Origin of the sequence: Variovorax sp. PvP013 (genome assembly GCF_050435945.1) — a bacterium.
Lineage (GTDB): Bacteria > Pseudomonadota > Gammaproteobacteria > Burkholderiales > Burkholderiaceae_C > Variovorax.
The window spans coordinates 122,824-145,062 of sequence record NZ_JBNDLF010000009.1; the positions used below are offsets into that span (position 1 = coordinate 122,824).

Annotated in this window: 31 protein-coding genes and 1 pseudogene; 7 read left to right on the forward strand and 25 right to left on the reverse strand. The window is 66.5% G+C overall.

Going from position 1 to position 22,239, the window contains the following annotated elements:
- Positions 1-35 precede the first annotated feature (35 nt).
- The 7 genes from atpG to ABID77_RS19195 all read right to left on the reverse strand — a co-directional run bounded on the left by atpG (position 36) and on the right by ABID77_RS19195 (position 5,351).
- The gene (gene atpG / locus ABID77_RS19165) at positions 36-911 is read right to left on the reverse strand and encodes a F0F1 ATP synthase subunit gamma (protein ID WP_429599224.1); all 876 of its coding nucleotides are present in this window, start codon (positions 909-911) and stop codon (positions 36-38) included.
- A gap of 53 nt (positions 912-964) precedes the next feature.
- Positions 965-2,518: a F0F1 ATP synthase subunit alpha gene (gene atpA / locus ABID77_RS19170; protein ID WP_429599227.1), complete on the reverse strand. Its 1,554-nt coding sequence runs from the start codon at positions 2,516-2,518 to the stop codon at positions 965-967.
- A gap of 45 nt (positions 2,519-2,563) precedes the next feature.
- Positions 2,564-3,094, reverse strand: a complete 531-nt coding sequence (locus ABID77_RS19175) for a F0F1 ATP synthase subunit delta (RefSeq protein WP_429599230.1) — start codon at positions 3,092-3,094, stop codon at positions 2,564-2,566.
- 7 nt (positions 3,095-3,101) lie between these two features.
- Entirely contained in the window at positions 3,102-3,572 is a 471-nt protein-coding gene (locus tag ABID77_RS19180; protein ID WP_296315816.1) for a F0F1 ATP synthase subunit B, read from the reverse strand.
- Between the two features lie 34 nt (positions 3,573-3,606).
- Positions 3,607-3,876 carry a F0F1 ATP synthase subunit C gene (atpE, locus tag ABID77_RS19185; protein ID WP_296315815.1) on the reverse strand — a complete coding sequence of 90 codons (270 nt, stop codon included), beginning with the start codon at positions 3,874-3,876 and terminating at the stop codon, positions 3,607-3,609.
- Between the two features lie 76 nt (positions 3,877-3,952).
- Complete coding sequence (atpB, locus tag ABID77_RS19190) at positions 3,953-4,831, reverse strand: F0F1 ATP synthase subunit A (RefSeq protein ID WP_429599233.1); 879 nt, start codon at positions 4,829-4,831, stop codon at positions 3,953-3,955.
- Between the two features lie 22 nt (positions 4,832-4,853).
- Positions 4,854-5,351: an ATP synthase subunit I gene (locus tag ABID77_RS19195; RefSeq protein WP_429599236.1), complete on the reverse strand. Its 498-nt coding sequence runs from the start codon at positions 5,349-5,351 to the stop codon at positions 4,854-4,856.
- A 133-nt stretch (positions 5,352-5,484) separates the two neighbouring features.
- Here ABID77_RS19195 and ABID77_RS19200 point away from each other — a divergent pair, with 133 nt between their 5' ends.
- The 5 genes from ABID77_RS19200 (at position 5,485) to zwf (ending at position 10,723) form a co-directional block, all read left to right on the forward strand.
- Positions 5,485-5,787 carry a YbeD family protein gene (locus ABID77_RS19200; RefSeq protein ID WP_429599239.1) on the forward strand — a complete coding sequence of 101 codons (303 nt, stop codon included), beginning with the start codon at positions 5,485-5,487 and terminating at the stop codon, positions 5,785-5,787.
- The gene (gene lipB / locus ABID77_RS19205; protein WP_429599242.1) at positions 5,784-6,485 is read left to right on the forward strand and encodes a lipoyl(octanoyl) transferase LipB; all 702 of its coding nucleotides are present in this window, start codon (positions 5,784-5,786) and stop codon (positions 6,483-6,485) included. Before ABID77_RS19200 ends, lipB begins: the two co-directional genes overlap by 4 nt.
- A 13-nt stretch (positions 6,486-6,498) precedes the next feature.
- Positions 6,499-7,521 (forward strand): lipoyl synthase, encoded by a 1,023-nt coding sequence (lipA, locus tag ABID77_RS19210; RefSeq protein WP_429599245.1) that lies wholly within the window; start codon positions 6,499-6,501, stop codon positions 7,519-7,521.
- A gap of 126 nt (positions 7,522-7,647) precedes the next feature.
- Positions 7,648-9,204, forward strand: a complete 1,557-nt coding sequence (locus ABID77_RS19215) for a class I adenylate-forming enzyme family protein (RefSeq protein WP_429599248.1) — start codon at positions 7,648-7,650, stop codon at positions 9,202-9,204.
- Positions 9,205-9,259: 55 nt separating this feature from the next.
- Complete coding sequence (gene zwf, locus ABID77_RS19220) at positions 9,260-10,723, forward strand: glucose-6-phosphate dehydrogenase (protein WP_429599251.1); 1,464 nt, start codon at positions 9,260-9,262, stop codon at positions 10,721-10,723.
- 12 nt (positions 10,724-10,735) lie between these two features.
- Here zwf and ptsP read toward each other — a convergent pair whose 3' ends face one another.
- The 5 genes from ptsP to ABID77_RS19245 all read right to left on the reverse strand — a co-directional run bounded on the left by ptsP (position 10,736) and on the right by ABID77_RS19245 (position 14,638).
- The gene (gene ptsP, locus ABID77_RS19225) at positions 10,736-12,562 is read right to left on the reverse strand and encodes a phosphoenolpyruvate--protein phosphotransferase (RefSeq protein WP_429599253.1); all 1,827 of its coding nucleotides are present in this window, start codon (positions 12,560-12,562) and stop codon (positions 10,736-10,738) included.
- A gap of 40 nt (positions 12,563-12,602) precedes the next feature.
- Positions 12,603-12,872, reverse strand: a complete 270-nt coding sequence (locus ABID77_RS19230; RefSeq protein WP_429599256.1) for an HPr family phosphocarrier protein — start codon at positions 12,870-12,872, stop codon at positions 12,603-12,605.
- Complete coding sequence (locus ABID77_RS19235) at positions 12,841-13,296, reverse strand: PTS sugar transporter subunit IIA (protein ID WP_429599258.1); 456 nt, start codon at positions 13,294-13,296, stop codon at positions 12,841-12,843. The genes ABID77_RS19230 and ABID77_RS19235 overlap by 32 nt, the downstream gene beginning before the upstream one ends.
- A 64-nt stretch (positions 13,297-13,360) precedes the next feature.
- The gene (locus ABID77_RS19240) at positions 13,361-13,900 is read right to left on the reverse strand and encodes a hypothetical protein (protein ID WP_429599260.1); all 540 of its coding nucleotides are present in this window, start codon (positions 13,898-13,900) and stop codon (positions 13,361-13,363) included.
- A 33-nt stretch (positions 13,901-13,933) separates the two neighbouring features.
- The gene (locus ABID77_RS19245; protein ID WP_429599263.1) at positions 13,934-14,638 is read right to left on the reverse strand and encodes a DUF4197 domain-containing protein; all 705 of its coding nucleotides are present in this window, start codon (positions 14,636-14,638) and stop codon (positions 13,934-13,936) included.
- Positions 14,639-14,651: 13 nt separating this feature from the next.
- Between ABID77_RS19245 and ABID77_RS19250 the strand changes: the two genes are divergently transcribed.
- Entirely contained in the window at positions 14,652-15,149 is a 498-nt protein-coding gene (locus ABID77_RS19250; RefSeq protein WP_429599266.1) for a TlpA disulfide reductase family protein, read from the forward strand.
- Positions 15,150-15,203: 54 nt separating this feature from the next.
- On the forward strand, positions 15,204-15,812 hold the full coding sequence (locus tag ABID77_RS19255; protein ID WP_429599269.1) for a GNAT family N-acetyltransferase: 609 nt from the start codon (positions 15,204-15,206) through the stop codon (positions 15,810-15,812).
- Positions 15,813-15,861: 49 nt separating this feature from the next.
- Here ABID77_RS19255 and ABID77_RS19260 read toward each other — a convergent pair whose 3' ends face one another.
- From ABID77_RS19260 to tuf, 13 genes and pseudogenes are all read right to left on the reverse strand, one after another.
- Positions 15,862-16,368: a peroxiredoxin gene (locus ABID77_RS19260; protein ID WP_429599271.1), complete on the reverse strand. Its 507-nt coding sequence runs from the start codon at positions 16,366-16,368 to the stop codon at positions 15,862-15,864.
- Between the two features lie 90 nt (positions 16,369-16,458).
- On the reverse strand, positions 16,459-16,728 hold the full coding sequence (gene rpsQ / locus ABID77_RS19265) for a 30S ribosomal protein S17 (protein WP_429599273.1): 270 nt from the start codon (positions 16,726-16,728) through the stop codon (positions 16,459-16,461).
- A 9-nt stretch (positions 16,729-16,737) separates the two neighbouring features.
- Entirely contained in the window at positions 16,738-16,947 is a 210-nt protein-coding gene (gene rpmC / locus ABID77_RS19270) for a 50S ribosomal protein L29 (protein ID WP_429599309.1), read from the reverse strand.
- A 60-nt stretch (positions 16,948-17,007) separates the two neighbouring features.
- A complete protein-coding gene (gene rplP, locus ABID77_RS19275) occupies positions 17,008-17,424 on the reverse strand; it encodes a 50S ribosomal protein L16 (protein ID WP_262073157.1) in 417 nt (138 codons plus the stop codon).
- A 28-nt stretch (positions 17,425-17,452) separates the two neighbouring features.
- The gene (gene rpsC, locus ABID77_RS19280) at positions 17,453-18,370 is read right to left on the reverse strand and encodes a 30S ribosomal protein S3 (protein WP_429599276.1); all 918 of its coding nucleotides are present in this window, start codon (positions 18,368-18,370) and stop codon (positions 17,453-17,455) included.
- Positions 18,371-18,384: 14 nt separating this feature from the next.
- On the reverse strand, positions 18,385-18,717 hold the full coding sequence (gene rplV / locus ABID77_RS19285) for a 50S ribosomal protein L22 (protein WP_007838134.1): 333 nt from the start codon (positions 18,715-18,717) through the stop codon (positions 18,385-18,387).
- Between the two features lie 9 nt (positions 18,718-18,726).
- Positions 18,727-19,005: a 30S ribosomal protein S19 gene (gene rpsS / locus ABID77_RS19290; protein ID WP_062478874.1), complete on the reverse strand. Its 279-nt coding sequence runs from the start codon at positions 19,003-19,005 to the stop codon at positions 18,727-18,729.
- Positions 19,006-19,016: 11 nt separating this feature from the next.
- Entirely contained in the window at positions 19,017-19,841 is an 825-nt protein-coding gene (gene rplB, locus ABID77_RS19295) for a 50S ribosomal protein L2 (protein WP_296314888.1), read from the reverse strand.
- A gap of 2 nt (positions 19,842-19,843) precedes the next feature.
- On the reverse strand, positions 19,844-20,182 hold the full coding sequence (gene rplW, locus ABID77_RS19300; protein WP_429599278.1) for a 50S ribosomal protein L23: 339 nt from the start codon (positions 20,180-20,182) through the stop codon (positions 19,844-19,846).
- Positions 20,179-20,799, reverse strand: a complete 621-nt coding sequence (gene rplD / locus ABID77_RS19305; protein ID WP_296314885.1) for a 50S ribosomal protein L4 — start codon at positions 20,797-20,799, stop codon at positions 20,179-20,181. Before rplD ends, rplW begins: the two co-directional genes overlap by 4 nt.
- Positions 20,799-21,479 (reverse strand): 50S ribosomal protein L3, encoded by a 681-nt coding sequence (gene rplC / locus ABID77_RS19310; RefSeq protein WP_429599280.1) that lies wholly within the window; start codon positions 21,477-21,479, stop codon positions 20,799-20,801. The genes rplD and rplC overlap by 1 nt, the downstream gene beginning before the upstream one ends.
- Before the next feature lie 233 nt (positions 21,480-21,712).
- The gene (gene rpsJ / locus ABID77_RS19315; protein ID WP_007838118.1) at positions 21,713-22,027 is read right to left on the reverse strand and encodes a 30S ribosomal protein S10; all 315 of its coding nucleotides are present in this window, start codon (positions 22,025-22,027) and stop codon (positions 21,713-21,715) included.
- Between the two features lie 23 nt (positions 22,028-22,050).
- Positions 22,051-22,239: pseudogene (gene tuf / locus ABID77_RS19320) on the reverse strand (elongation factor Tu); the annotation flags it as partial.

The window sequence follows — 22,239 nt, forward strand, 5'->3', positions numbered from 1 at the left end:
ATTGATTTTTGAATCTGGTTGAGGTCGTCTGGACTTCAGACGCCGGCGGCCGCCGCGGCGCCCGACACGATTTCCGACAGCTCTTTGGTGATGCCGGCCTGACGGGTCTTGTTGTAGATCAGCTTCAATTCGCTGATCACGTTGCCGGCGTTGTCGGTGGCCGACTTCATCGCCACCATGCGCGCCGACTGCTCCGAGGCCATGTTCTCCGCCACGGCCTGGTAGACCAGCGATTCGACGTAGCGCACGAGCAACTCGTCGATCACGCTCGGCGCGTCGGGTTCGTAGATGTAGTCCCACGACATCTGGCCGGCCTCGACCTTCATCGAGTCCGCCGCGAGCGGCAACAGCTGCTCGACCACCGATTCCTGCTTCATCGTGTTGATGAACTTGGTGTAGCAGATGTAGACGGCGCTGAGCTTGCCTTCGGCATAGGCGTCGAGCAGCACCTTGACCGGCCCGATGAGCTTGTCGAGGTGCGGCGTGTCGCCCAGCTGCGTGACGTGCGAGACGACGCGGGCGCCGATGCGGTTGAGGAAGCCCAGGCCCTTATTGCCGATCGCCACCGCCTCGATGCCCGTGCCGGCCGCCTGGTGCTCGCGCAGCTTGGTGGTCAGCGCGCGCAGCACGTTGGTGTTCATGCCGCCGCACAGGCCCTTGTCGGTCGTCACCAGGATGAAGCCCGCGGCCTTCGCCTCGTTGGTCTTCATGAAGGCGTGCGTGTACTCGGGATTCGCCTGGCCGAGGTTGGCCGCCACGTGGCGGATCTTCTCGCTGTACGGACGGGCGGCGCGCATGCGCTCCTGCGCCTTGCGCATCTTCGACGCGGCCACCATTTCCATGGCCTTGGTGATCTTCTTGGTGTTCTCCACCGATTTGATCTTGCCGCGAATTTCCTTGCCGGCTGCCATAGAGGTTCCTTAGACGGGGGTGGTCACGAATGCCATCGACGATGCCGACGGCATCAGGCGAACGACTTCTTGAAGGTCGTGATGGCGGCGGTCAGTTCGGCTTCGGCGTCCTTGTCGAGCGCCTTGGCCTTCTCGATCTTGTCGAGCAGCGCGGCATGGCTGGTCTTCAGGAACTGATGCAGGCCGTGCTCGAAGGCCAGGACCTTCTTGACTTCCAGATCGTCCATGAAGCCCTTGTTCACCGCGAACAGCGTGGCGCCCATCAGCGAGATCGGCAGCGGGCTGTACTGGGCCTGCTTGAGCAGTTCGGTCACGCGGGCACCGCGGTCGAGCTGCTTGCGGGTGGCTTCGTCCAGGTCCGAAGCGAACTGCGCGAACGCGGCCAGCTCGCGGTACTGGGCCAGGTCGGTACGGATGCCGCCCGACAGGCTCTTGATGATCTTCGTCTGCGCCGACGAACCCACGCGCGACACCGAGATACCGGCGTTGATGGCGGGGCGAATGCCGGCGTTGAACAGCGAGGTCTCCAGGAAAATCTGGCCGTCGGTGATCGAGATCACGTTGGTCGGCACGAAGGCGGACACGTCGCCGGCCTGCGTCTCGATGATCGGCAGCGCGGTCAGCGAGCCGGTCTTGCCCTTGACTTCGCCCTTGGTGAAGGCTTCGACGTAGTCGGCGTTCACGCGCGCGGCACGCTCGAGCAGGCGGCTGTGGAGATAGAACACGTCGCCGGGATAGGCTTCGCGGCCCGGCGGGCGGCGCAGCAGCAGCGAGACCTGGCGGTAGGCGACGGCCTGCTTGGACAGGTCGTCGTAGACGATCAGCGCGTCCTCGCCGCGATCGCGGAAGTACTCGCCCATCGTGCAGCCGGAGTAGGCCGACACGTACTGCATGGCGGCCGACTCGGAGGCCGAGGCGGCGACGACGATGGTGTAGTCCATCGCGCCGGCCTGCTCCAGCGCGCGCACGACGTTCTTGATCGACGAGGCCTTCTGGCCGATGGCGACGTAGACGCAGGTGACGCCCTGGCCCTTCTGGTTGATGATGGCGTCGATCGCGACGGCGGTCTTGCCGGTCTGGCGGTCACCGATGATCAGTTCGCGCTGGCCGCGGCCGACCGGCACCATCGAGTCGATGGACTTCAGGCCGGTCTGCAGGGGCTGGTCGACGGACTTCCGTGCGATCACGCCCGGGGCGACCTTCTCGATCACGTCGGTCATCTTGGCGTTGATCGGACCCTTGCCGTCGATCGGCTGGCCCAGCGCGTTGACCACGCGGCCGATGAGCTCGGGGCCCACGGGCACTTCCAGGATGCGACCCGTGCACTTGACGGTCGAGCCTTCGGAGATGTGCTCGTACTCGCCCAGGATCACGGCGCCGACGGAGTCGCGCTCGAGGTTCAGCGCCAGGCCGTACGACGGCGTGCCGTCGGCGGTGGCCGTGAACTCCAGCATTTCACCCTGCATCGCGTCCGACAGGCCGTGCACGCGCACGATGCCGTCGGTCACGGACACCACGGTGCCCTGGTTGCGGATGTCGGAGCTGACGCCGAGGCCTTCGATGCGGCTCTTGATGAGTTCGGAAATCTCTGCGGGATTGAGTTGCATGACTCTTTCCTTCTTTCAATAAATGGGGCCGACCGCCTCGCCGCATCAAGCGGTGAGCGCTGCTTTCATTTGCTCGAGACGCGCCTTCACGGAGGTGTCGAGGACTTCGTCGCCCACGACGACACGGATGCCGCCGATGAGCGAGGGATCGCTTTCCACCCGGGTGGTCAGCTTGCGGCCGAAGCGGCGTTCGAGCGCGACGCCAATGTCGCGCAGGGTGGCGTCGTCGATCGGGAAGGCGCTGTGGATCACCGCGTCCGACGAACCGCTCTTCGCATTCTGGAGCATGCGGTACTGGGCGGCGACTTCGGGCAGGGCGGCGATCCGGCCGTTGTCGATCACGGTGCGCAGGAAATTCTTGCCCGCGTCGGGCAGCACGTGGGACGTGAGGCCGGAGACGAGATCGAAGACCTGTTCGGAGGAGACCTTCGGATCGGACGCGAACTGCAGCAGCTGCGGCGTCGCGGCGATCGTCGCGAGTTGCTCTAGCCAGCCGGCCGTGCCTTCGAGGTCGTTCGAGGACGCCTGGAAGAGCGCATCGGCATACGGACGGGCGATGGTGGCGAGTTCGGCCATGTCGTCCTCAGAGCTCGGTCTTCAGGCGGGCGAGCAGGTCGGCATGGACACCGGCGTCGACTTCCTTGCGGAGAATCTGCTCGGCGCCCTTGACGGCCAGCGCGGCGACCTGCTCGCGCAGGACCTCGCGGGCGCGCACGGACTGCTGCTCGGCTTCGGCGTGGGCGGCGGTCACGATCTTGTTGGCTTCGAGCGTCGCGCGGCCCTTGGCCTCCTCGACGATCTGCTGGGCCCGGCGCTCGGCGTCGGCCAGCAGGCTGGTCGTCTCGTTGCGGGACTTCACCAGTTCTTGCTCGACGCGCTGGTTAGCCGAGGCGAGTTCCGCCTTGGCCTTGTCGGAGGCCGCCAGGCCCGCGGCGATCTTTTGTGCGCGTTCGTCCAGCGCCTTTGCGATGGGCGGCCACACGAACTTCATCGTGAACAGCACCAGCAGCAGGAAGACGATGGCCTGAACGAACAGGGTCGCGTTGATACTCACGGCAACACCTTTCTAGAGTGGCGTTGAACGGGGCTTAACGGGGCAGGTTGGCCAGGAAGGTCGCGGCGAACGGGTTGGCGAAAGCGAACAGCAGGGCGATGGCCACACCGATCAGGAACGCGGCGTCGATCAGACCGGCCAAGATGAACATCTTGGTTTGCAGGTCGTTCATGAGTTCGGGCTGACGCGCCGAAGCCTCGAGGAACTTGCCGCCCATCAGAGCGATGCCGATGGAAGCACCGATCGCGCCGAGGCCGACGATCAAACCACTAGCCAGAGCGACGAGACCGAGAATGTTTTCCATGATGACTCCTTAGATTACAGATTGAAAGCGAAAGAAAAAACGAAAGCAGGCAAAGGGAACGGGCGAGCAGCGAAGCTCAGTGACCTTCATGCGCCTGGCCCAGATAGATGAGCGTCAGCATCATGAAAATGAACGCCTGAAGCGTGATCACCAGGATGTGGAAGATCGCCCAGACAGTTCCGGCAATGATGTGCCCGATGGGCAGCAGCACTCCCGAGAACGAAGCCGCCATCGCACCGCCCATGAGCGCGATCAGCATGAAGACCAGTTCGCCGGCATACATGTTGCCGAACAGCCGCATGCCGTGCGAGACGGTCTTGGCCAGATATTCGATGACCTGCATCAGGAAGTTGATGGGCCAGAGCACGGGATGCGCGCCGAAGGGTGCCGTGATGAGTTCGTGGCCCCAGCCGCCCAGACCCTTGATCTTGACGCTGTAGAACAGGCACAGGAGCAGGACGGAGGTCGACAGGCCCAGCGTGGTAGAGAGGTCGGCCGTGGGCACGACGCGCATGTAGGCGTGGTGCGGATCGCCGCCGGAGGCTTCGTGGAACTTGGCCCACAGCGCCGGCAGCAGGTCGACCGGCAGCATGTCCATGGCGTTGAGCAGGAAGATCCAGACGAACACGGTGAGCGCCAGCGGCGCGATGAACTTGCGGCTGGTGGCGTTGTGGATGTTGGCGCGGGCTTGGTTGTCGACCATCTCGACGAGGATCTCGACGGCCGCCTGGAAGCGGCCCGGCACGCCGGCGGTCGCCTTGCGCGCGGCCAACCAAAGCACGAAGCAGCCGATCACGCCGATCGCCAACGCATAGAGCACGGAGTCGAGGTTGATGACGTTAAAGTCGACGATCGCCTTCTGGGTGACGGGTTCGAGGCCCCAGTTCACCTGCCAGTGCTGCAAATGGTGAACGATGTATTCACTCGCGGTCGGTGCGTGTCCTTCAGCGGCCATCTTTACGCGTCTCTCTAAAGAATCAAATACGGTTCAACAACTTGGGCCGCACCACGAGGGCGACCCAATACATTTTCATCGCGGCCACGACACCGGCCAGCAACGCCAGCCAGCTCAGGCCGCCGACCACCCAGGGCGCCGCCGCCAGCAAGGCCACGGTCAACACGAGTTTGGTCATCTCCCAGACGGCGAACCTCAGCATGGCGGCAGCGGGAGCACCCGCCTGCGAACCTGCCTTCGTTCCCCTGACGAGGCCCCGGACGAACAACGCCGCCGGGATCGCCACTGCCAGCGCTCCGTAGAGTGCCGACGCACCGGCCACCGGCCGACCCGTCCAGACCCACGCGATTCCCGCCACGACCAATCCTGCGGCCACCTGGGCCACGATCACCCACCAGGGCGACGGTTCGGGATGGGCTTCGCGGAGCTGTTGCGCCTCCTGGGCGCTCAGCGGCTTGAAATCGGAGTCTTCGACATCCACTTCAGGATTCATCTGGTTTTCGAGGGTGCTGGTTGTCATTGGAATGCGCACCGCAGGTTGACAGAGAACCGCTGAATTTTACAAAGCCATTGATTATAAGTAAAAACCCCCGCGATTCGACCATGACCGAGCGGGTCCGTGGGGAACTTTATACCTTCATGCTTACACCGCCATGACTCAGACGCCTCCGCCCCCCTCCGCAGACACGACGCCGCCAGCACCGTCGCTGATCGAATATCCCTCGCTCTTCCCCATCAAGGTGATGGGTGCCAAGGTGGATGGCTTCGTCCACGCGGTGACCCAGATCGCCGAGCGCTTCGACCCGACGTTCGATGCCGGAAGCATCGAATTGCGGCCCAGCAAGGGAGGCAACTACCTGGGTGTGACGATCACCGTGACGGCCACGAGCCGCGAGCAGCTCGACGAACTCTACCGCACGCTGTCCTCGCACCCGATGGTCAAGGTGGTGCTTTGACGGCATCGGCCGGCGCGGTCGTGGCGGCGCCGGTCGCCATCGTGCGCGGCCGCGTCGACTACCGCGCGACCTACGACGCCATGCGCGCCTTCGCCGCCGACCGCACCCCCGACACGCCCGACGAACTCTGGCTGTGCGAGCACCCGCCGGTGTACACGCAAGGCCTCGCGGGCAAGACCGAACACGTGCTGAATCCGGGCGACATCCCGGTGGTGCAGACCGACCGTGGCGGGCAGGTCACCTTCCACGGGCCGGGCCAGGTCGTCGCCTATCCATTGCTGGACCTGCGCCGCGCCGGCTACTTCGTCAAGGAATACGTCTTCCGCATCGAATCGTCGGTGATCGCCACGCTCGCCCACTTCGGCGTGACGGGGCACCGCGTGCCGGGCTCGCCGGGCATCTACGTGCGGCTCGACGACCCGTTCTCCCACGCGGCGCTGACCGGTCCGTTCCCGGCCCTGGATCCCTTCAGGGGGCTCGGCAAGATCGCCGCGCTCGGCATCAAGGTCGCTCGCCACGGCACCTACCACGGCGTGTCGCTCAACGTGGCGATGGACCTGGAACCCTTCTCGCGCATCAACCCCTGTGGCTATGCGAGCCTGAAAACGGTCGATCTTTCTACAATCGACGTCCACATCCCCTGGGAAGAAGCCGCACGCGTGCTGGGCGACAAGCTCGGCGCGTACCTGGCGCCTTGAAAGTCCGAGCCCCATGAATCCCTCCGAAGCCGTCCTCGCCCCCGTCCCGTCCCCGGTCACGCCGTCGCCCGTCGTGCGCGAGAGCCAGAGTGCCGAGAACTACAACCCGCTGGCCAAGCAGAAGGCCGCCGCCAAGCTCTCGCGCATCCCGGTGAAGGTCGTGCAGGGCGAGACGCTGAAGAAACCCGAATGGATCCGCGTGAAGGCCGGCTCGCCGACCACGCGCTTCTACGAGATCAAACAGATCCTACGCGAGAACAACCTGCACACGGTGTGCGAGGAAGCCTCGTGCCCGAACATCGGCGAGTGCTTCGGCAAGGGCACCGCGACCTTCATGATCATGGGCGACAAGTGCACGCGGCGCTGCCCGTTCTGCGACGTCGGCCACGGCCGGCCCGACCCGCTCGACAAGGACGAGCCGCTCAATCTGGCGCGCACCATCGCCAAGCTGCGCCTGAAGTACGTGGTGATCACCAGCGTCGACCGCGACGACCTGCGCGACGGCGGCAGCGGCCATTTCGTCGAGTGCATCCGCAACATCCGCGAGCTCTCTCCCACGACGCAGATCGAGATCCTGGTGCCCGACTTCCGCGGCCGCGACGACCGCGCGCTGGAGATCCTCAAGGCCGCGCCGCCGGACGTGATGAACCACAACCTCGAGACCGCTCCGCGCCTCTACAAGGAAGCGCGTCCCGGCAGCGACTACCAGTTCAGCCTCAACCTGCTCAAGAAGTTCAAGGCGCTGCACCCGAACGTGCCGACCAAGAGCGGCATCATGGTCGGCCTGGGCGAGACCGACGAGGAGATCCTGCAGGTGATGCGCGACATGCGCGCGCACGACATCGACATGCTGACCATCGGTCAGTACCTGTCGCCGTCGAACTCGCACCTGCCGGTGCGCCGCTACGTGCATCCCGACACCTTCAGGATGTTCGAGGAGAAGGCCTACGAGATGGGCTTCAGTCACGCGGCGGTCGGCGCCATGGTGCGCAGCAGCTACCACGCCGACGAGCAGGCGCACGCCGCGGGCGTCTGAATCCTCGGGCGCTGCGGCGCCGCGGAGTCCGGTCAAGCGGGCGACCGGCATCCGCGTCGGGCTGCGGCACACTGACAGGCGGCGCACGGACACGGCGCCGCCCGTTCCACCCACCGTCGCTCGCCCATGACCGCCTCCCTCCCCTTCCTGCAAGACGTGCTGGCACAGGACTTCGGCACGATCTCCGACCTGATCCGCATCCATGCGCGCGAGCGGCCCGCCGATCCCGCCCTGCGCGATCCCGGCACCACGCTTACCTACGCCCAACTCGATGCCGCGATGGACCGCATCGCGGCCGCCCTGCAGCGCGACGGCCTGGAGACCGGCGACGCCATCGCGATCTGCGCGGCGTCCTCCGCCGCCTACGCCAGCGTCTTCCTGGGCGCCCTGCGCGCCGGCGTCGCGGTCGCGCCGCTCGCACCCGGTTCGACCTCGACGAGCCTGCGTCGGATGCAGCAGGACGCCGACGCGCGCCTGCTGTTCGTCGACGCCGCGGCGGCGGAGACCTTCGGCCCGGCGCTCCCGGGCGATCCGCCGCGCATCGCGCTGGACGGTTCCCCGGCCGGCACCGGGCTCGGGACGTGGCTGGCGCTCTCCGGGGCACGGCCCGCTGCGGTCACACTGGCCCCGGCTTCGCCGTTCAACATCATCTATTCCTCCGGCACCACGGGCGAGCCCAAGGGTATCGTGCAGGGCCACGGCATGCGCTGGTCGCACGTCAAGCGCGGCGCGCGCTACGACTACGGCCCGGACACGGTCACGCTGCTGTCGACGCCGCTCTACTCCAACACCACGCTGGTCGTGTTCTTCCCGACGATCGCCTTCGGCGGCTGCGTGATCCTGATGCCGAAGTTCGACGCCGCCGGCTACCTGGCGCTGGCGCAGACGCACCGCGTCACGCACACGATGCTGGTGCCGGTGCAGTACCAGCGGCTCATGGCGCATCCGGCCTTCGGCGCGCACGACTTGGCGTCGTTCCGCTTCAAGTTCAGCACCAGCGCACCCTTCCACGCCGCGCTCAAGGCCGACGTGCTGGCGCGCTGGCCGGGCGGGCTGGTCGAGTTCTACGGCATGACCGAGGGCGGCGGCACCTGCATCCTGGAGGCGCATCGGCATCCGGACAAGCTCCACACCGTCGGCCAGCCGGCCGAGGGCAGCGACATCCGGCTGATCGACGAGGACGGCCGCGAGGTCGCGCGCGGCGAGGCCGGCGAGGTGGTGGGGCACTCGGCCGGGATGATGGTCGGCTACCACCGCCAGCCGGAGAAGACGCGCGAGGCCGAGTGGTTCGCACCCGACGGCCGACGCTTCATCCGCACCGGCGACGTCGGCCGCTTCGACGACGACGGCTTCCTCACGCTGTTCGACCGCCGCAAGGACCTGGTCATCAGCGGCGGCTTCAACATCTATCCGAGCGACCTGGAAGCGGTGCTGCGCGCGCACCCGGGCGTGGCGGACGCGGCGGTGGTCGGTGTGCCCTCGGCCGAGTGGGGCGAGACGCCGGTCGCCTTCGTGGTGCCGGCCGCGGGCGACGCGACCGCCGGCGACGCGCTGCTGCAGTGGGCCAACGCGCAACTGGGCAAGACGCAGCGCCTGGCGCAGCTGCACTTCATCGACGAGCTGCCGCGCAGCGCCATCGGCAAGGTGCTCAAGCGCGAGCTGCGCGACCTGCTGCGCCGCTGAGCGGCTGGCACCGAAATCGCTTGTCCCGTCATCCTTCCACTTTCCGATGACCACCATGGCCAAGATCCCTCCCGGCGTCGGTCCGCGCTTTCCCCAGGCCGTGGTGCTGGTGGGCGCCACCGGCGACCTGGCGCGGCGCAAGCTGCTGCCCGGCCTGTTCCACCTCTGCAGCACCGGCTTCATCCCGGCCTGCCGGATCATCGGCGTGTCGCTCGACGAACTCGACGCCGACGGCTTCCGCGCCGTCGCCCGCTCGTCGCTCGACGAGTTCGGCAGCCGCAAGGTCACGCAGGAGGCCTGGGACGCCTTCGCCGCCACGCTCGACTACGTGCCGCTGTCGGGCGGCGCCGAGGCCCTGCGGGCGGCCGTCGATCGGGCCGAGGCCTCGCTGGGCACCGAATGCCGGCGACTGCACTACCTGAGCGTGCCGCCCAACGCGGCGCTGCCGGTGGTGCGCATGCTCGGCGAGGCCGGGCTGGTGGAGCGCGCGCGCATCGTCATGGAGAAGCCCTTCGGCACCGACCTGGCCAGTGCCGTGGCGCTCAACCGCCGGCTGCACGAGGTGTTCCAGGAGGAGCAGATCTTCCGCATCGACCACTTCCTGGGCAAGGAGGCGGCGCAGAACATCCTGGCCTTCCGCTTCGCCAACGGTCTGTTCGAGCCGATCTGGAACCGCAACTTCATCGACCACGTGCAGATCGACGTGCCCGAGACGCTCGGTCTGGGCAAGCGCGCGGGCTTCTACGAGCAGACCGGCGCCTACCGCGACATGGTGGTGACGCACCTGTTCCAGATCGTCGGCTTCATGGCGATGGAGCCGCCGACCTCGCTCGATCCGCAGCCCATCGGCGAGGAGAAGAACAAGGTGTTCCGCAGCATGGTGCCGATCCAGTCGGGCGACGTGGTGCGCGGCCAGTACAGCGGCTACCGCAACGAGGAGGGCGTCGACCCGGATTCGGACACCGAGACCTTCATCGCGCTGAAGTGCCACATCGACAACTGGCGCTGGGCCGGCGTGCCGTTCTACCTGCGCACCGGCAAGCGCCTGGCCGAGGGCCAGCGGATCATCTCGATCGCTTTCCGGGAGCCGCCCAAGAGCATGTTCCCGGCCGGTTCGGGCGTCGGCGCGCAGGGACCGGACCACCTGACCTTCGACTTGGCCGACGCCTCGAAGATGTCGCTGTCGTTCTACGGCAAGCGCCCCGGCCCCGGCATGCGGCTGGACAAGCTCAGCCTGCAGTTCGCCATGCACGACACCGGCCTGGCCGGCGAGGTGCTCGAGGCCTACGAGCGCCTGATCCTCGACGCGATGCGCGGCGACAGCACGCTCTTCACCACGGCAGAGGGCATCGAGCGGCTGTGGCAGGTGTCGTCCCAGCTGCTCGAGGCGCCGCCGCCCGTGCGCCTGTACGAGCCCGGCTCCTGGGGCCCGAAGGCGGTGCATCAGCTGATCGCGCCGCACGCGTGGCGCCTGCCGTTCGAACGGGCCTGGCGCTCGCCGAACAAGGTCGGCGGCTGACGCCGCGGCGGCTCAGGCCTGGACGCTCGGCAGCAGCGCCTCGGCCGGATCGTCCGCCCTCAGCACCTCCTGCGCCCAGGATGCGAGCTTGGACGTGTCGGCGCGCAGCACCTCCTGCTTGACGGCCAGGATGCGCGAGGGATGCATGGAGAAGCTGCGCAGGCCCAGCCCCAGCAGCAGGCGCGTGAAGGTCACGTCGCCGGCCATCTCGCCGCACACGCTCACGCTCTTGCCCTGACGGCGGCACTCGGCGATGGTGTCGGCCACCAGGCGCAGCACGGCCGGATGCGCGGGGTCGTAGAGGTGCGCGACGGACTCGTCGGTGCGGTCGATGGCCAGCGTGTACTGGATCAGGTCGTTGGTGCCGATCGACAGGAAATCGAAATGCTTGAGGAAGGTGCCGACCATCAGCGCCGCGGCCGGGATCTCGATCATGGCGCCGAGCTTCACCGGCCCGTGCGCCATGCCCCGGCGGTCGAGCTGGGCGCGCGCCTCGTCGATGAGCGCGAGCGTCTGGCGGATCTCGAAGGTGTGCGCGAGCATCGGGATCAGCAGGTGGACCCCGCCGTGCGCGGCCGCGCGCAGGATGGCGCGCAGCTGCGTCAGGAACATCGCCGGGTCGGCCAGGCTCCAGCGGATGGCGCGCAGGCCCAGCGCGGGATTGAGGTGCTCCTGGCGCGTCGCCTTGCCGTCGAGCGGCTTGTCGGCGCCGATGTCGATGGTGCGGATCGTGACCGGCATGCCCTGCATGCCTTCGACCGCGCGCCGGTAGGCGAGGTACTGCTCCTCCTCGTCGGGCAGCCGCGCGAGGTGCTGCGCCTCGCGTCCCATGAACAGGAACTCGCTGCGGAACAGGCCGACGCCGGCGGCACCGGCCTTGACCGCGCCGACCGTGTCGTCGGGCAGTTCGATGTTGGCCAGCAGCTCGACGCGCTCGCCGTCGAGCGTGACGGCGGGCTTGTGGCGCAGGCGCGAGAGCCGGCCGCGCTCGAGATCGCCCTGGCGCTGCTTGAAGCCGTATTCGGCCAGGATGATGGGCGAGGGGTCGACGATCATCACGCCGGCGTCGCCGTCGATGATGACCCAGTCGTCCTGGCGCACCAGCTGGCTCGCCGTGCGCGCGCCCACCACGGCCGGGATGTCCATGCTGCGCGCGACGATCGCCGTGTGCGAGGTGCGTCCGCCCACGTCGGTGACGAAGCCCGCGAACACGCTCTTCTTGAACTGCAGCATGTCGGCCGGCGAGAGGTCGTGCGCGATCAGCACCAGCGGCACGTCGACGCCGTCGACCGAGGTCGGGTCGTGCGGGGCGTCGTCGTCGTCCTCGCTCGCGGCCATGGCCGCGCGCTTCCTGCGCGGCGGCGGCGACGGCGCCAGCACCGCGGCGGTGCCCTTCATGCGGTGCAGCATGCGCTCGACCACCTGCTCGAGGTCGGCCTTGCGTTCGCGCAGGTACTCGTCCTCCATCTCGTCGAACTGGCGCGCGATGACCTCGAGCTGGGTCGTCAGGGCCCACTCGGCGTTGTAAAGGCGCCCCGTGATCCACTGCTTGACGCCGCCGGCGAGGGCCTCGTCCTGCAGCAGCATCTGGTGGACCTCGAGCAGCGCGGCGAGCTCGTGCGGCGCGTCGTTCGGCCCCATCAGCGCGACGCTGGCCTGCAGCCGCGTCAGTTCATCGGCGACGGCGTTGCGCGCGGACCGCACGCGATCGATCTCGGCATCGACCTCCTCGGGCTTGATGAAGTAGTGGGCGACGTCGATGCGGCTCGACACCACCAGCACCGCGCGCCCGATGGCGATGCCTCGCGCGACCGGGAGGCCGTGGATGGAGAACGTCATGCGCGCACCGGGGAGGCGTCCGGACGGCAACGGTCGGCCATCACTCGCCTTCGCCGAACTTGTCGTTGATGAGGGCCACCAGCGCGTCCATGGCCTGCTGGGCCTGGTCGCCTTCGGTGTCGAGCTGCACCACGGTGCCGATGCCCGCGGCCAGCATCATCACGCCCATGATGCTCTTGGCGTTGACGCGTCGCTCGCCGCGCGAGATCCAGACCTCGCACGGGAAGCTGCCGGCGAGCTTGGTGAGCTTGGCCGACGCGCGGGCATGCAGGCCCAGCTTATTGCTGATCGTCACTGTGGTCTTTATCACTGGGTTTTCTCTTCGACTGGTTTTGAGGCGCGGCCACCGCGACCTGCATGACGCCGGCCCCGCCGCCGACCACGGCGCGTTCGGCCAGCGTGTGCAGCGGCTCCCGGCGGTAGCTCAGCACGCGGATGAGCATCGGCAGGTTGACACCGGCCACCAGCCGCGAGTTCACGCCGTCGACCAGCTTGTGCGCCACGTTGCAGGGCGTCGCGCCGAACATGTCGCCCAGCACCAGCACCTTGTCGTCCGGAGTGCGCTGCATCTGTTCGAGCGTGATGCGGGCGACGGCGAGCGTTTCCTCGGCCGACACGTTGGGCAGGACGTCGAGCGCGAACACCGTGGATTCGCTTTCGGGAAAGACATGCAGCGCGCACTGCCGCAGGGCATTGGCCAAGGGCGCGTGGGCGATGATGAGGATGCTGTTCATGCAGAGCGGGAGAGTGGGGATCGATTATGCGAGCTTGCTCCGGGCGAACGGCCCGGCGCCGTTCTCATGGCAGGCGCAGGCCTTCGAAGAAGGTTTCCAGAGCCTCGGTCGACGAAGGCTGGCCGATGGCCGTCGCCTGGTAGAGCGACACGCCGCGCGGGTGCTGTCGCGCGAACCACAGGACCCGCATGGGCGGGGCCCGATCGTCGCCCGTGCCCATCGGGGCGTCGAGCCGCAGCGGCGCCGGCGCGGCGGCGGCACGCGGCAGCGCGCCTGCCGCCTCGGTCGATGCGCGGCCCGCGAGCCGGGCGCGCGTCGCCCGGCGCCAGGCATCGAGCCAGGCCGATGCCTGCGCCGGCCCCGAGGCCTCGGCATGCGCGACCGCGAAGGTGACGCCGCCGGCCTCGCAGCCGGCCATGTCGACGCGCACCGAGTCGGTTCCCAGGGGCAGCATCCGCTCGGCGCGATCGGGCTTGCAGGGCAGCAGCGCGACCAGGTCGCCGTCGCCCACCGGCACCTCGCGCCAGTTGAAGGTGGGCGTGCAGGCGACGAGCAGGATCGCCAGGCTGGCCGGGACGATGTCGAAGCGGCGACGCATGGGCATCCGGGACGACGGAATGGAAACGGGGAACGCCGTTCAGCGCAGCGCGCCGAAGACCTTCTGCAGGATCGCGCTGCCGCTGCCCACCGGGTCCTGCCGGATCTTGCGTTCCTCGTCGCCGATCACGAGGTAGAGCCCGTCGAGGGACTTGCCCGTGACGTAGCGCTGGATGTTGGCGTCCTCCGACTTCATCAGGCCCAGGCCGGACGCCTTGGCGGCGATCGCGTTGTACTTGTCGGCCAGCTGCACGCGGGCGGTGGCCGTGGTGACGATCGGCAGGAAGCGCTCGGTCAGCGGCGCACGCGTCTTGCCGACGAAGAACTCGGTGACCGAGGTGTCGCCGCCCGTCAGGATGCCCTTGGCGTCGGACACGCTCATGCCGCGCACGGCGGAGATCAGCAGGTCCTTCGACGCCGGCACCGCCTGCTCGGCCGCGCGGTTCATGGCGGTCACGAGTTCGTCGATGCGCCCGCTCTGCCCCACCATCCGGAGCATCTGGGTGGCTTTTTCCAGATAGCCCGGCAGCGGGATCCGCACACGCGGATTGTTCAGGAAGCCGTCGGGCCGGCCCAGCAGGCCGACCGCCACCGTGGCGCCCTTCTCCAGCGCGGCCTTGACGCCGCTCGCGGCGTCGCCGCTGCTGAGGTCGCCCAGCGAGAGCGCGTGAGCCTGCTGCATGGCCATCCATGCCAGTCCCGCTGGAAGGGCCAGGCAGGCGGAATTAAAATTTCTGCGCTTCATCGATCGATCTCCCATGAAAAAACTCCTCCCTGTCGCCGCTCTCGCGATCGCCCTGGCGGCTGGAGCGGCCGTCTACATGAACACCGGGGCGTCGGCGGCGCCGGCCTCGACCTTCGTGCTGCTCGACGGCCGCAAGACGTCGACCGAGGACCTGAAGGGCAAGGTCACCCTGGTGAATTTCTGGGCCACCAGCTGCGTCACCTGCGTGGCCGAGATGCCCCGCATTATTGCCACCCACGACAAGTACAAGGCCCGAGGCTATGACACGCTGGCCGTCGCCATGAGCTACGACCCGCCGAGCTACGTGGTGAACTTCGCCCAGACGCGCAAGCTGCCCTTCGACGTCGCCATCGACAACACCGGTGCTGTCGCCAAGGCCTGGGGCGACGTGGCGCTCACACCGACCACCTACATCGTCGACAAGCGCGGCCGGATCGTGAAGCGCTATGTCGGCGAACCCGACTTCGCGGAACTGCATCGGCTCATCGAGAAGCTGCTGGCCGAAGCGTGAAGGTCGCACGGTGATGGCTCCGCGCATCGACCCACCGATGGCTCCGCGTTCGACATGAATGCCGCTTCCTCCAGGCCGCTGCCCTTGGTGGGCGCATCGTCGGTGCTGCTGTTCCAGCCTTCGGAAACCCACGAACTGGCAGCGACCCGCGCCCTGTTCGAGGACTATGCGCAGGCGCTGGGCATCGACCTGGGTTTTCAGGATTTCGAGCGCGAACTGGCACTGTTGCCGGGCGACTATGCCGAGCCACGCGGCAAGCTGCTGCTGGCGCTGGTCGCGCCCGATGTTGGCGATGACGCAGCGGCCGACGTATCCCGGGCCGAAACGGCGGACGACCGAGGCCTGTTGCGCCATGGCGGCCGCAGCGTAAGGATCGCGGGTTGCTGCGCATTGCGCCCGCTCGACACGGTCGACTACCCAAACGCGGCCGAGATGAAGCGGCTCTACGTCCGTCCGGCATTCCGTGGTCTGGGCGTGGGGCGTCAACTAGCGGAAGCCATCCTCGACGCGGCGCGCCATGCCGGGTATGCGTGCGTCCTGCTCGACACGCTGGACGACATGGAATCCGCGCGCGCGCTCTACGAGGACCTCGGTTTCGAGGCCGTGCCGCCCTACTACCACAACCCGATCGCGGGCTCGCACTACCTGAAGGTCGACCTGTAGACAGGCTTCGGCTCGGCGGGGATCGCCTGCGGCGACAGCATCCGGCCGGTCAGGCCTTGGCCTGAGCGAGCAGGGTTTCGGCGTTGCTGACCTCGAACTTGCCGGGCGACTCGATGTTGAGCGTCACGACCTTTCCATCCCTCACCAGCATCGAATAGCGGGTGCTGCGCACGCCCATGCCGCGTGCCGAGAGATCGAGCGTGAGGCCCGTCGCACGCGCGAAGTCGCCGCTGCCATCGGCCAGCATGCGGACCTTCGTGCCGGTCTGCTGGTCGCGCGCCCAGGCACCCATCACGAATGCGTCGTTCACGCTCACGCACCAGATCTCGTCCACGCCGGCGGCCTTGAGGTCGTCGAAATGCTCGACATAGCCCGGCACGTGCTTGGCCGAGCAGGTCGGCGTGAAAGCGCCCGGCAGGGCGAACAGCGCGATGGTCTTGCCTGCAGCGGCTTTCGTGACATCGACCGGGTTCGGTCCGATGCTGCACGCCTCGCCTTCGATGTCCGAATATTCTTGCAGCGTGACGGAGGGAAGGGATTCGCCGATCTTGATCATGATGTGACTCCGGAAAAGGGAAAGGTGGAAGCGGAAACGAAAACGGCCCACATTGTGGGCCGTTTGCGAAGGGGCGACGTGCGCCGGAGATCAGACCAGGGCGGCCTTCTCGACCAGACGGGTCACGACCCAGTTCTTGGTCTTCGAGATCGGACGGCTCTCGGTGATCTCGATGGTGTCGCCGAGATGGTATTCACCGTTCTCGTCGTGCGCGTGGTACTTGCTCGTCTTGGCCACGATCTTGCCGTAGAGCTCGTGCTTCACACGACGCTCGACCAGCACGGTCACGGTCTTGGCACGCTTGTCGCTGACCACCTTGCCGATCAAGGTGCGCTTGAGGGATTTTTTAGCTTCCGTCATGTTCACTCCTTACTTGGCGGCTTGGGTTTCTTGCTGCTTCTGAGCAAGAACGGTCTTGGCGCGCGCGATGTCGCGGCGCGTGACGCGCAGCGTCGACGTGTTCGTCAGCTGCTGCGTGGCCTTCTGCATGCGCAGGCCGAAATGGGCCTTCTGCAGATCCTTGATTTCCGTCGCGAGACCGGCGACATCCTTGTCGCGCAGCGCGGCGGCCTTCGACACCTTGGCCGGCTGGGCCGCGGCGTCCTTCTTCTTACGTAGTGCCATGAGTGTTCTCCTCGATCAGGTGCCGAGCTGGCGCGCGACGAAGGTGGTACGCAGCGGCAGCTTGGCAGCCGCCAGACGGAAGGCTTCGCGAGCGAGTTCTTCGGGGACGCCGACGATCTCGAACACGATCTTGCCCGGCTGGATTTCCGCGACGTAGTACTCGGGGTTGCCCTTGCCGTTACCCATCCGCACTTCGGCGGGCTTGGTGGAGATCGGCTTGTCGGGGAACACCCGGATCCAGATGCGGCCACCGCGCTTGACGTGACGCGAGATCGCACGACGTGCGGCTTCGAGCTGGCGCGCCGTCAGACGGCCGCGGTCGGTGCATTTCAGGCCGAAGTCGCCGAAGGCGACCGAATTGCCCGTGGTCGCGACACCGGTGTTGCGACCCTTTTGTTCCTTGCGGAACTTTCTGCGTGCAGGTTGCAGCATGTTGTTTACTCCGTAGTTCTAAGACCGATCACTCGGTCTTGGCACCGTCAGCTGCTGCAGCTGGCGCGGCTTTGCGGACGCGCTTAACGGCGGGTTTCGAGTCACCGGCACCGCCGGTCGCTTCTGCGGGCTTGTCGCTGCCATCGGCCGGTGCGGTGTTGCCACCGATCGGGCCACGGGCACCGGCGCGCGGGCCGGAGCTCGGACCACGACGGTCCGAACCCGGACGGTCGCCACCCGGGCGGCCATCGCGGCGCGGGCCACGGGGACGGCGCTCGTCGTCGGGACGCGGCGTCTCGACGGCCGGCAGGTCGTTGCGACCCAGCGTGTCGCCCTTGTAGACCCAGACCTTAACGCCGATGACGCCGTAGGTCGTCTTGGCTTCCGAGGTGCCGTAGTCGATGTCGGCGCGCAGGGTGTGGAGGGGCACGCGACCTTCACGGTACCACTCGCAGCGTGCGATCTCGATGCCGTTCAGGCGGCCCGACGACATAATCTTGATGCCTTGGGCACCCAGACGCATGGCGTTCTGCATCGCGCGCTTCATGGCGCGGCGGAACATGATGCGCTTCTCGAGCTGCTGCGTGATGCTGTCTGCGATCAGCTTGGCATCGATCTCGGGCTTGCGCACTTCCTCGATGTTGACCGCGACCGGCACACCCAGCTGCTTGCCGAGCTCGCGCTTGAGGTTTTCGATGTCTTCACCCTTCTTGCCGATCACGACACCCGGACGTGCCGAGTAGATCGTGATGCGTGCGTTCTTGGCGGGACGCTCGATCAGCACGCGCGAAACGGATGCGTTCTTGAGCTTCTTCTTCAGGTACTCGCGCACCTTGATGTCTTCGGCCAGCATGCCGGCGAAGTCCTTGTTGCTGGCGTACCAGCGGCTGGACCAGTTGCGGCTGACCGCAAGGCGGAAGCCGGTGGGGTGGATTTTCTGTCCCATAGTCTTCCGGCCTCTTAGTTGCCAACCGTCACGTACACATGGCACGTGGGCTTGCTGATGCGGTTGCCGCGGCCCTTGGCACGCGCGGTGAAGCGCTTGAGCGTGGCGCCTTGTTCGACGTAGATGGTCTTGACCTTCAGTTCGTCGATGTCGGCACCGTCGTTGTGCTCGGCGTTGGCGATGGCCGACTCGAGCACCTTCTTGATGATCACAGCGGCCTTCTTCTGCGTGAACTGCAGGACGTTGAGCGCTTGATCGACCTTCTTGCCGCGGATCAGATCGGCCACCAGACGGCCCTTGTCGACCGAGAGGCGGACACCGCGGAGGACTGCACGTGTTTCAGACATGGTCGTTCCTTACTTCTTCTGGACTTTCTTGTCCGCGGGGTGCCCCTTGAACGTGCGCGTGAGCGCAAATTCGCCGAGCTTGTGGCCAACCATCTGGTCGGTGATGTACACGGGCACGTGCTGCTTGCCGTTGTGCACGGCGATGGTCAGTCCGATGAATTCGGGCAGGACCATCGAGCGACGCGACCAGGTCTTGATCGGCTTCTTGTCCTTGTTCGTCACGGCCTTGTCGGCCTTGGCCACCAGGTGGTGATCGACGAAGGGACCCTTCTTGAGAGAGCGTGTCATTGGCTATCCCCTTATTTCTTGCGACGCGACACGATGAAGACTTGCGTGCGCTTGTTGTTACGGGTGCGATAGCCCTTGGTCAGGTTGCCCCATGGGTCGACAGGATGACGGCCTTCGCCGGTCTTGCCTTCGCCGCCACCGTGCGGGTGGTCGACCGGGTTCATCACCACGCCGCGGACGGTCGGGCGTATGCCCATGTGACGCTTCACACCGGCCTTGCCGAGCTGGCGCAGGCTGTGCTCTTCGTTGGCGACTTCGCCGATCGTGGCGCGGCATTCGACGTGGATGCGACGCACTTCGCCCGAGCGCATGCGCACCTGGGCGTAGACGCCTTCACGTGCCAGCAGCGTCGCCGACGTGCCGGCCGAGCGTGCGATCTGCGCGCCCTTGCCGGGCTGCAGTTCGATGCAGTGGATCGTCGAGCCGACCGGAATGTTGCGGATGGGCAGCGTGTTGCCGGCGCGGATCGGGGCTTCCGAGCCGCTCAGCAGCGTCGCACCGGCTTCCAGACCGCGCGGGGCGATGATGTAGCGGCGTTCGCCATCGGCGTAGCACACCAGCGCGATGTGCGCGGTGCGGTTCGGGTCGTATTCGATGCGCTCGACCTTGGCCGGGATCCCGTCCTTGTTGCGCACGAAGTCGACCACACGATAGTGGTGCTTGTGGCCGCCGCCCCGGTGACGGGTCGTGATGTGGCCGTTGTTGTTGCGGCCGGCCTTCTGGAACTGGGGTTCCAGCAGCGCCGCGTGCGGAGCACCCTTGAACAGGTGATCGCGCGAGACCTTCACCGTGCCGCGTTGGCCCGGCGAGGTGGGTTTCAGCTTGATGACGGCCATGATTAAGCGCCTTCCCCGACGAGGTTGAGCTCCTGGCCCGGCTTCAGCGTGACATAGGCCTTGCGAACGTTGTCGCGACGACCCATGGACTTGCCGAAACGCTTGGCCTTGCCCTTGGTGTTGAGCACCGAGACGCCCTGGACTTCGACCTTGAACATCAGTTCGACGGCGGCCTTGATCTCGGGCTTGGTGGCGTCCTGCAGCACCTTGAAGGTGACGGCATTGGACTTCTCGCCGACCATCGTGGCCTTCTCGGACACGATCGGCGCGACCAGCACGGCCATCAGACGCCCTTCGGCGAACTGCGAGCGGAAGGCCGGCGTAGGATTCATGCGGCTCATGCGAACATCTCCTTGAGCTTGTCGACGGCACCCTTGGTGACGATCACCTTCTTGTAGTGCACCAGCGACACCGGATCGGCGTAGCGCGGCTCGACCACCAGAACGTTCACCAGGTTGCGCGAGGCGAGGTACAGGTTCTCGTCGACTTCCTCGGCGATCACGAGCACGGACTCGAGATTGAGCGCCTTGAACTTGGCTGCGAGCGACTTGGTCTTGGGCGAATCCACCTTGAAGGAATCGACCACGGCCAGACGGCCTTCGCGAGCGAGCTGCGAGAAGATGGCGGCCATGCCGGCGCGGTACATCTTCTTGTTGATCTTCTGCGTGAAGTTCTCGTCGGGCATGTTCGGGAAGATCCGGCCGCCGCCGCGCCACAGGGGCGAAGACGTCATACCGGCGCGGGCGCGGCCCGTTCCCTTTTGCTTGAAAGGCTTCTTGGTCGAGTGGTGGACCTGCTCGCGGTCCTTCTGGGCGCGAGTGCCTTGACGGGCATTGGCCTGGAACGCGACGACGATCTGGTGGACCAAGTCCTCGTTGTAGTCACGACCGAACACGGTTTCGGGGGCGTCGTACTTGGACGCGGCCTGGCCTTGGTCGTTCAGGAGTTCGAGTTCCATTACTTCGCTCCTTCAGCCGCTTGCGGCTTGGCCTTGACAGCGGGGCGAACGGTGACGAAGCCACCCTTCGAGCCCGGAATCGCGCCCTTAATCAACAGCAGTTGACGTGCTTCGTCGATGCGGAAGACGTCAAGGTTCTGCGTGGTCACGGTGACGTCGCCGAGGTGGCCCGTCATCCGCTTGCCCGGGAACACGCGACCCGGATCCTGCGCCATGCCGATGGAGCCCGGCACGTTGTGCGAACGGCTGTTGCCGTGCGACGCGCGCTGCGAGCTCATGTTGTGGCGCTTGATGGTGCCCGCGAAGCCCTTGCCGATGGAAGTGCCCTGCACGTCCACCTTCTGGCCGACCGCGAACACGCTGCCCGCGGCGATCACGCCACCGGCCTTGTGCTGACCGGCCGTGTCGGCGGTCACGCGGAATTCCTGGATGATCTCACCGGCTTCCACACCCGCCTTGGCGAGGTGGCCTGCCTGCGGCTTGGTCACGCGCGATGCCTTGCGCGAGCCGAACGTCACCTGAAGTGCGTCGTAGCCGTCGGTTTCTTGCGACTTGATCTGGGTCACGCGGTTGTTGGACACATCCACCACCGTGACAGGAACTGCGTCCCCGTCATCGGTGAAGAGACGCATCATCCCCACCTTGCGGCCCAGCAACCCGAGGGAGTTGCTCAGACTCATTTGTTTTCTCCAAAGAATGGAAGACTTTCCTCGCCGCTGCCACTTCAATTGGCGACAGCGTTTGGCGTACGGGGAAAGGTTGATTTAAGACCCAGCCGAAAAAGCGCCATGGAGGCGCAAATCGGGCGGAGCCGACGATTATATCCCGCGACTCGCTCAAGACGCAAGGCAACAAAAAGCCCGCCAGCTTGGAAGCCGGCGGGCTCGGGGTCGGCGTTGCTCGCCGGCTGCGATTACTGCAGCTTGATCTCGACGTCGACGCCGGCCGGCAGGTCGAGCTTCATCAGCGCGTCCACGGTCTTGTCGGTCGGATCGACGATGTCCATCAGGCGCTGGTGCGTGCGGATCTCGAGCTGGTCGCGCGACGTCTTGTTGACGTGCGGCGAACGCAGGATGTCGAAGCGCTTCATGCGCGTCGGCAGGGGCACGGGACCCTTGACGATGGCACCGGTGCGCTTGGCGGTGTCGACGATCTCGGCGGCCGACTGATCGATCAGCTTGTAATCGAAGGCCTTGAGGCGGATGCGGATCTTTTGCTTGGTTGCCATGGTGTGTGTCCTTCGCGATGTGATCAGGCGAGGATCTTGGCGACGACGCCCGAGCCCACGGTACGGCCGCCTTCGCGGATGGCGAAGCGCAGGCCTTCTTCCATGGCGATGGGGTTGATCAGCTTGACGGTGATGCTGACGTTGTCGCCGGGCATGACCATCTCCTTGTCCTTGGGCAGCTCGATCGCGCCGGTCACGTCCGTCGTGCGGAA

Coding starts and splice junctions, on each gene's coding strand:
- atpG (WP_429599224.1), bottom strand. CDS start 911: ATGGCAGCCGGCAAGGAAATTCGCGGCAAGATCAAATCGGTGGAGAAC.
- atpA (WP_429599227.1), bottom strand. CDS start 2,518: ATGCAACTCAATCCCGCAGAGATTTCCGAACTCATCAAGAGCCGCATC.
- ABID77_RS19175 (WP_429599230.1), bottom strand. CDS start 3,094: ATGGCCGAACTCGCCACCATCGCCCGTCCGTATGCCGATGCGCTCTTC.
- atpE (WP_296315815.1), bottom strand. CDS start 3,876: ATGGAAAACATTCTCGGTCTCGTCGCTCTGGCTAGTGGTTTGATCGTC.
- atpB (WP_429599233.1), bottom strand. CDS start 4,831: ATGGCCGCTGAAGGACACGCACCGACCGCGAGTGAATACATCGTTCAC.
- ABID77_RS19195 (WP_429599236.1), bottom strand. CDS start 5,351: ATGACAACCAGCACCCTCGAAAACCAGATGAATCCTGAAGTGGATGTC.
- ABID77_RS19200 (WP_429599239.1), top strand. CDS start 5,485: ATGACTCAGACGCCTCCGCCCCCCTCCGCAGACACGACGCCGCCAGCA.
- lipA (WP_429599245.1), top strand. CDS start 6,499: ATGAATCCCTCCGAAGCCGTCCTCGCCCCCGTCCCGTCCCCGGTCACG.
- ABID77_RS19215 (WP_429599248.1), top strand. CDS start 7,648: ATGACCGCCTCCCTCCCCTTCCTGCAAGACGTGCTGGCACAGGACTTC.
- zwf (WP_429599251.1), top strand. CDS start 9,260: ATGGCCAAGATCCCTCCCGGCGTCGGTCCGCGCTTTCCCCAGGCCGTG.
- ptsP (WP_429599253.1), bottom strand. CDS start 12,562: ATGACGTTCTCCATCCACGGCCTCCCGGTCGCGCGAGGCATCGCCATC.
- ABID77_RS19235 (WP_429599258.1), bottom strand. CDS start 13,296: ATGAACAGCATCCTCATCATCGCCCACGCGCCCTTGGCCAATGCCCTG.
- ABID77_RS19240 (WP_429599260.1), bottom strand. CDS start 13,900: ATGCCCATGCGTCGCCGCTTCGACATCGTCCCGGCCAGCCTGGCGATC.
- ABID77_RS19245 (WP_429599263.1), bottom strand. CDS start 14,638: ATGAAGCGCAGAAATTTTAATTCCGCCTGCCTGGCCCTTCCAGCGGGA.
- ABID77_RS19250 (WP_429599266.1), top strand. CDS start 14,652: ATGAAAAAACTCCTCCCTGTCGCCGCTCTCGCGATCGCCCTGGCGGCT.
- ABID77_RS19255 (WP_429599269.1), top strand. CDS start 15,204: ATGAATGCCGCTTCCTCCAGGCCGCTGCCCTTGGTGGGCGCATCGTCG.
- ABID77_RS19260 (WP_429599271.1), bottom strand. CDS start 16,368: ATGATCAAGATCGGCGAATCCCTTCCCTCCGTCACGCTGCAAGAATAT.
- rpsQ (WP_429599273.1), bottom strand. CDS start 16,728: ATGACGGAAGCTAAAAAATCCCTCAAGCGCACCTTGATCGGCAAGGTG.
- rplP (WP_262073157.1), bottom strand. CDS start 17,424: ATGCTGCAACCTGCACGCAGAAAGTTCCGCAAGGAACAAAAGGGTCGC.
- rpsC (WP_429599276.1), bottom strand. CDS start 18,370: ATGGGACAGAAAATCCACCCCACCGGCTTCCGCCTTGCGGTCAGCCGC.
- rplV (WP_007838134.1), bottom strand. CDS start 18,717: ATGTCTGAAACACGTGCAGTCCTCCGCGGTGTCCGCCTCTCGGTCGAC.
- rpsS (WP_062478874.1), bottom strand. CDS start 19,005: ATGACACGCTCTCTCAAGAAGGGTCCCTTCGTCGATCACCACCTGGTG.
- rplB (WP_296314888.1), bottom strand. CDS start 19,841: ATGGCCGTCATCAAGCTGAAACCCACCTCGCCGGGCCAACGCGGCACG.
- rplW (WP_429599278.1), bottom strand. CDS start 20,182: ATGAGCCGCATGAATCCTACGCCGGCCTTCCGCTCGCAGTTCGCCGAA.
- rplD (WP_296314885.1), bottom strand. CDS start 20,799: ATGGAACTCGAACTCCTGAACGACCAAGGCCAGGCCGCGTCCAAGTAC.
- rplC (WP_429599280.1), bottom strand. CDS start 21,479: ATGAGTCTGAGCAACTCCCTCGGGTTGCTGGGCCGCAAGGTGGGGATG.
- rpsJ (WP_007838118.1), bottom strand. CDS start 22,027: ATGGCAACCAAGCAAAAGATCCGCATCCGCCTCAAGGCCTTCGATTAC.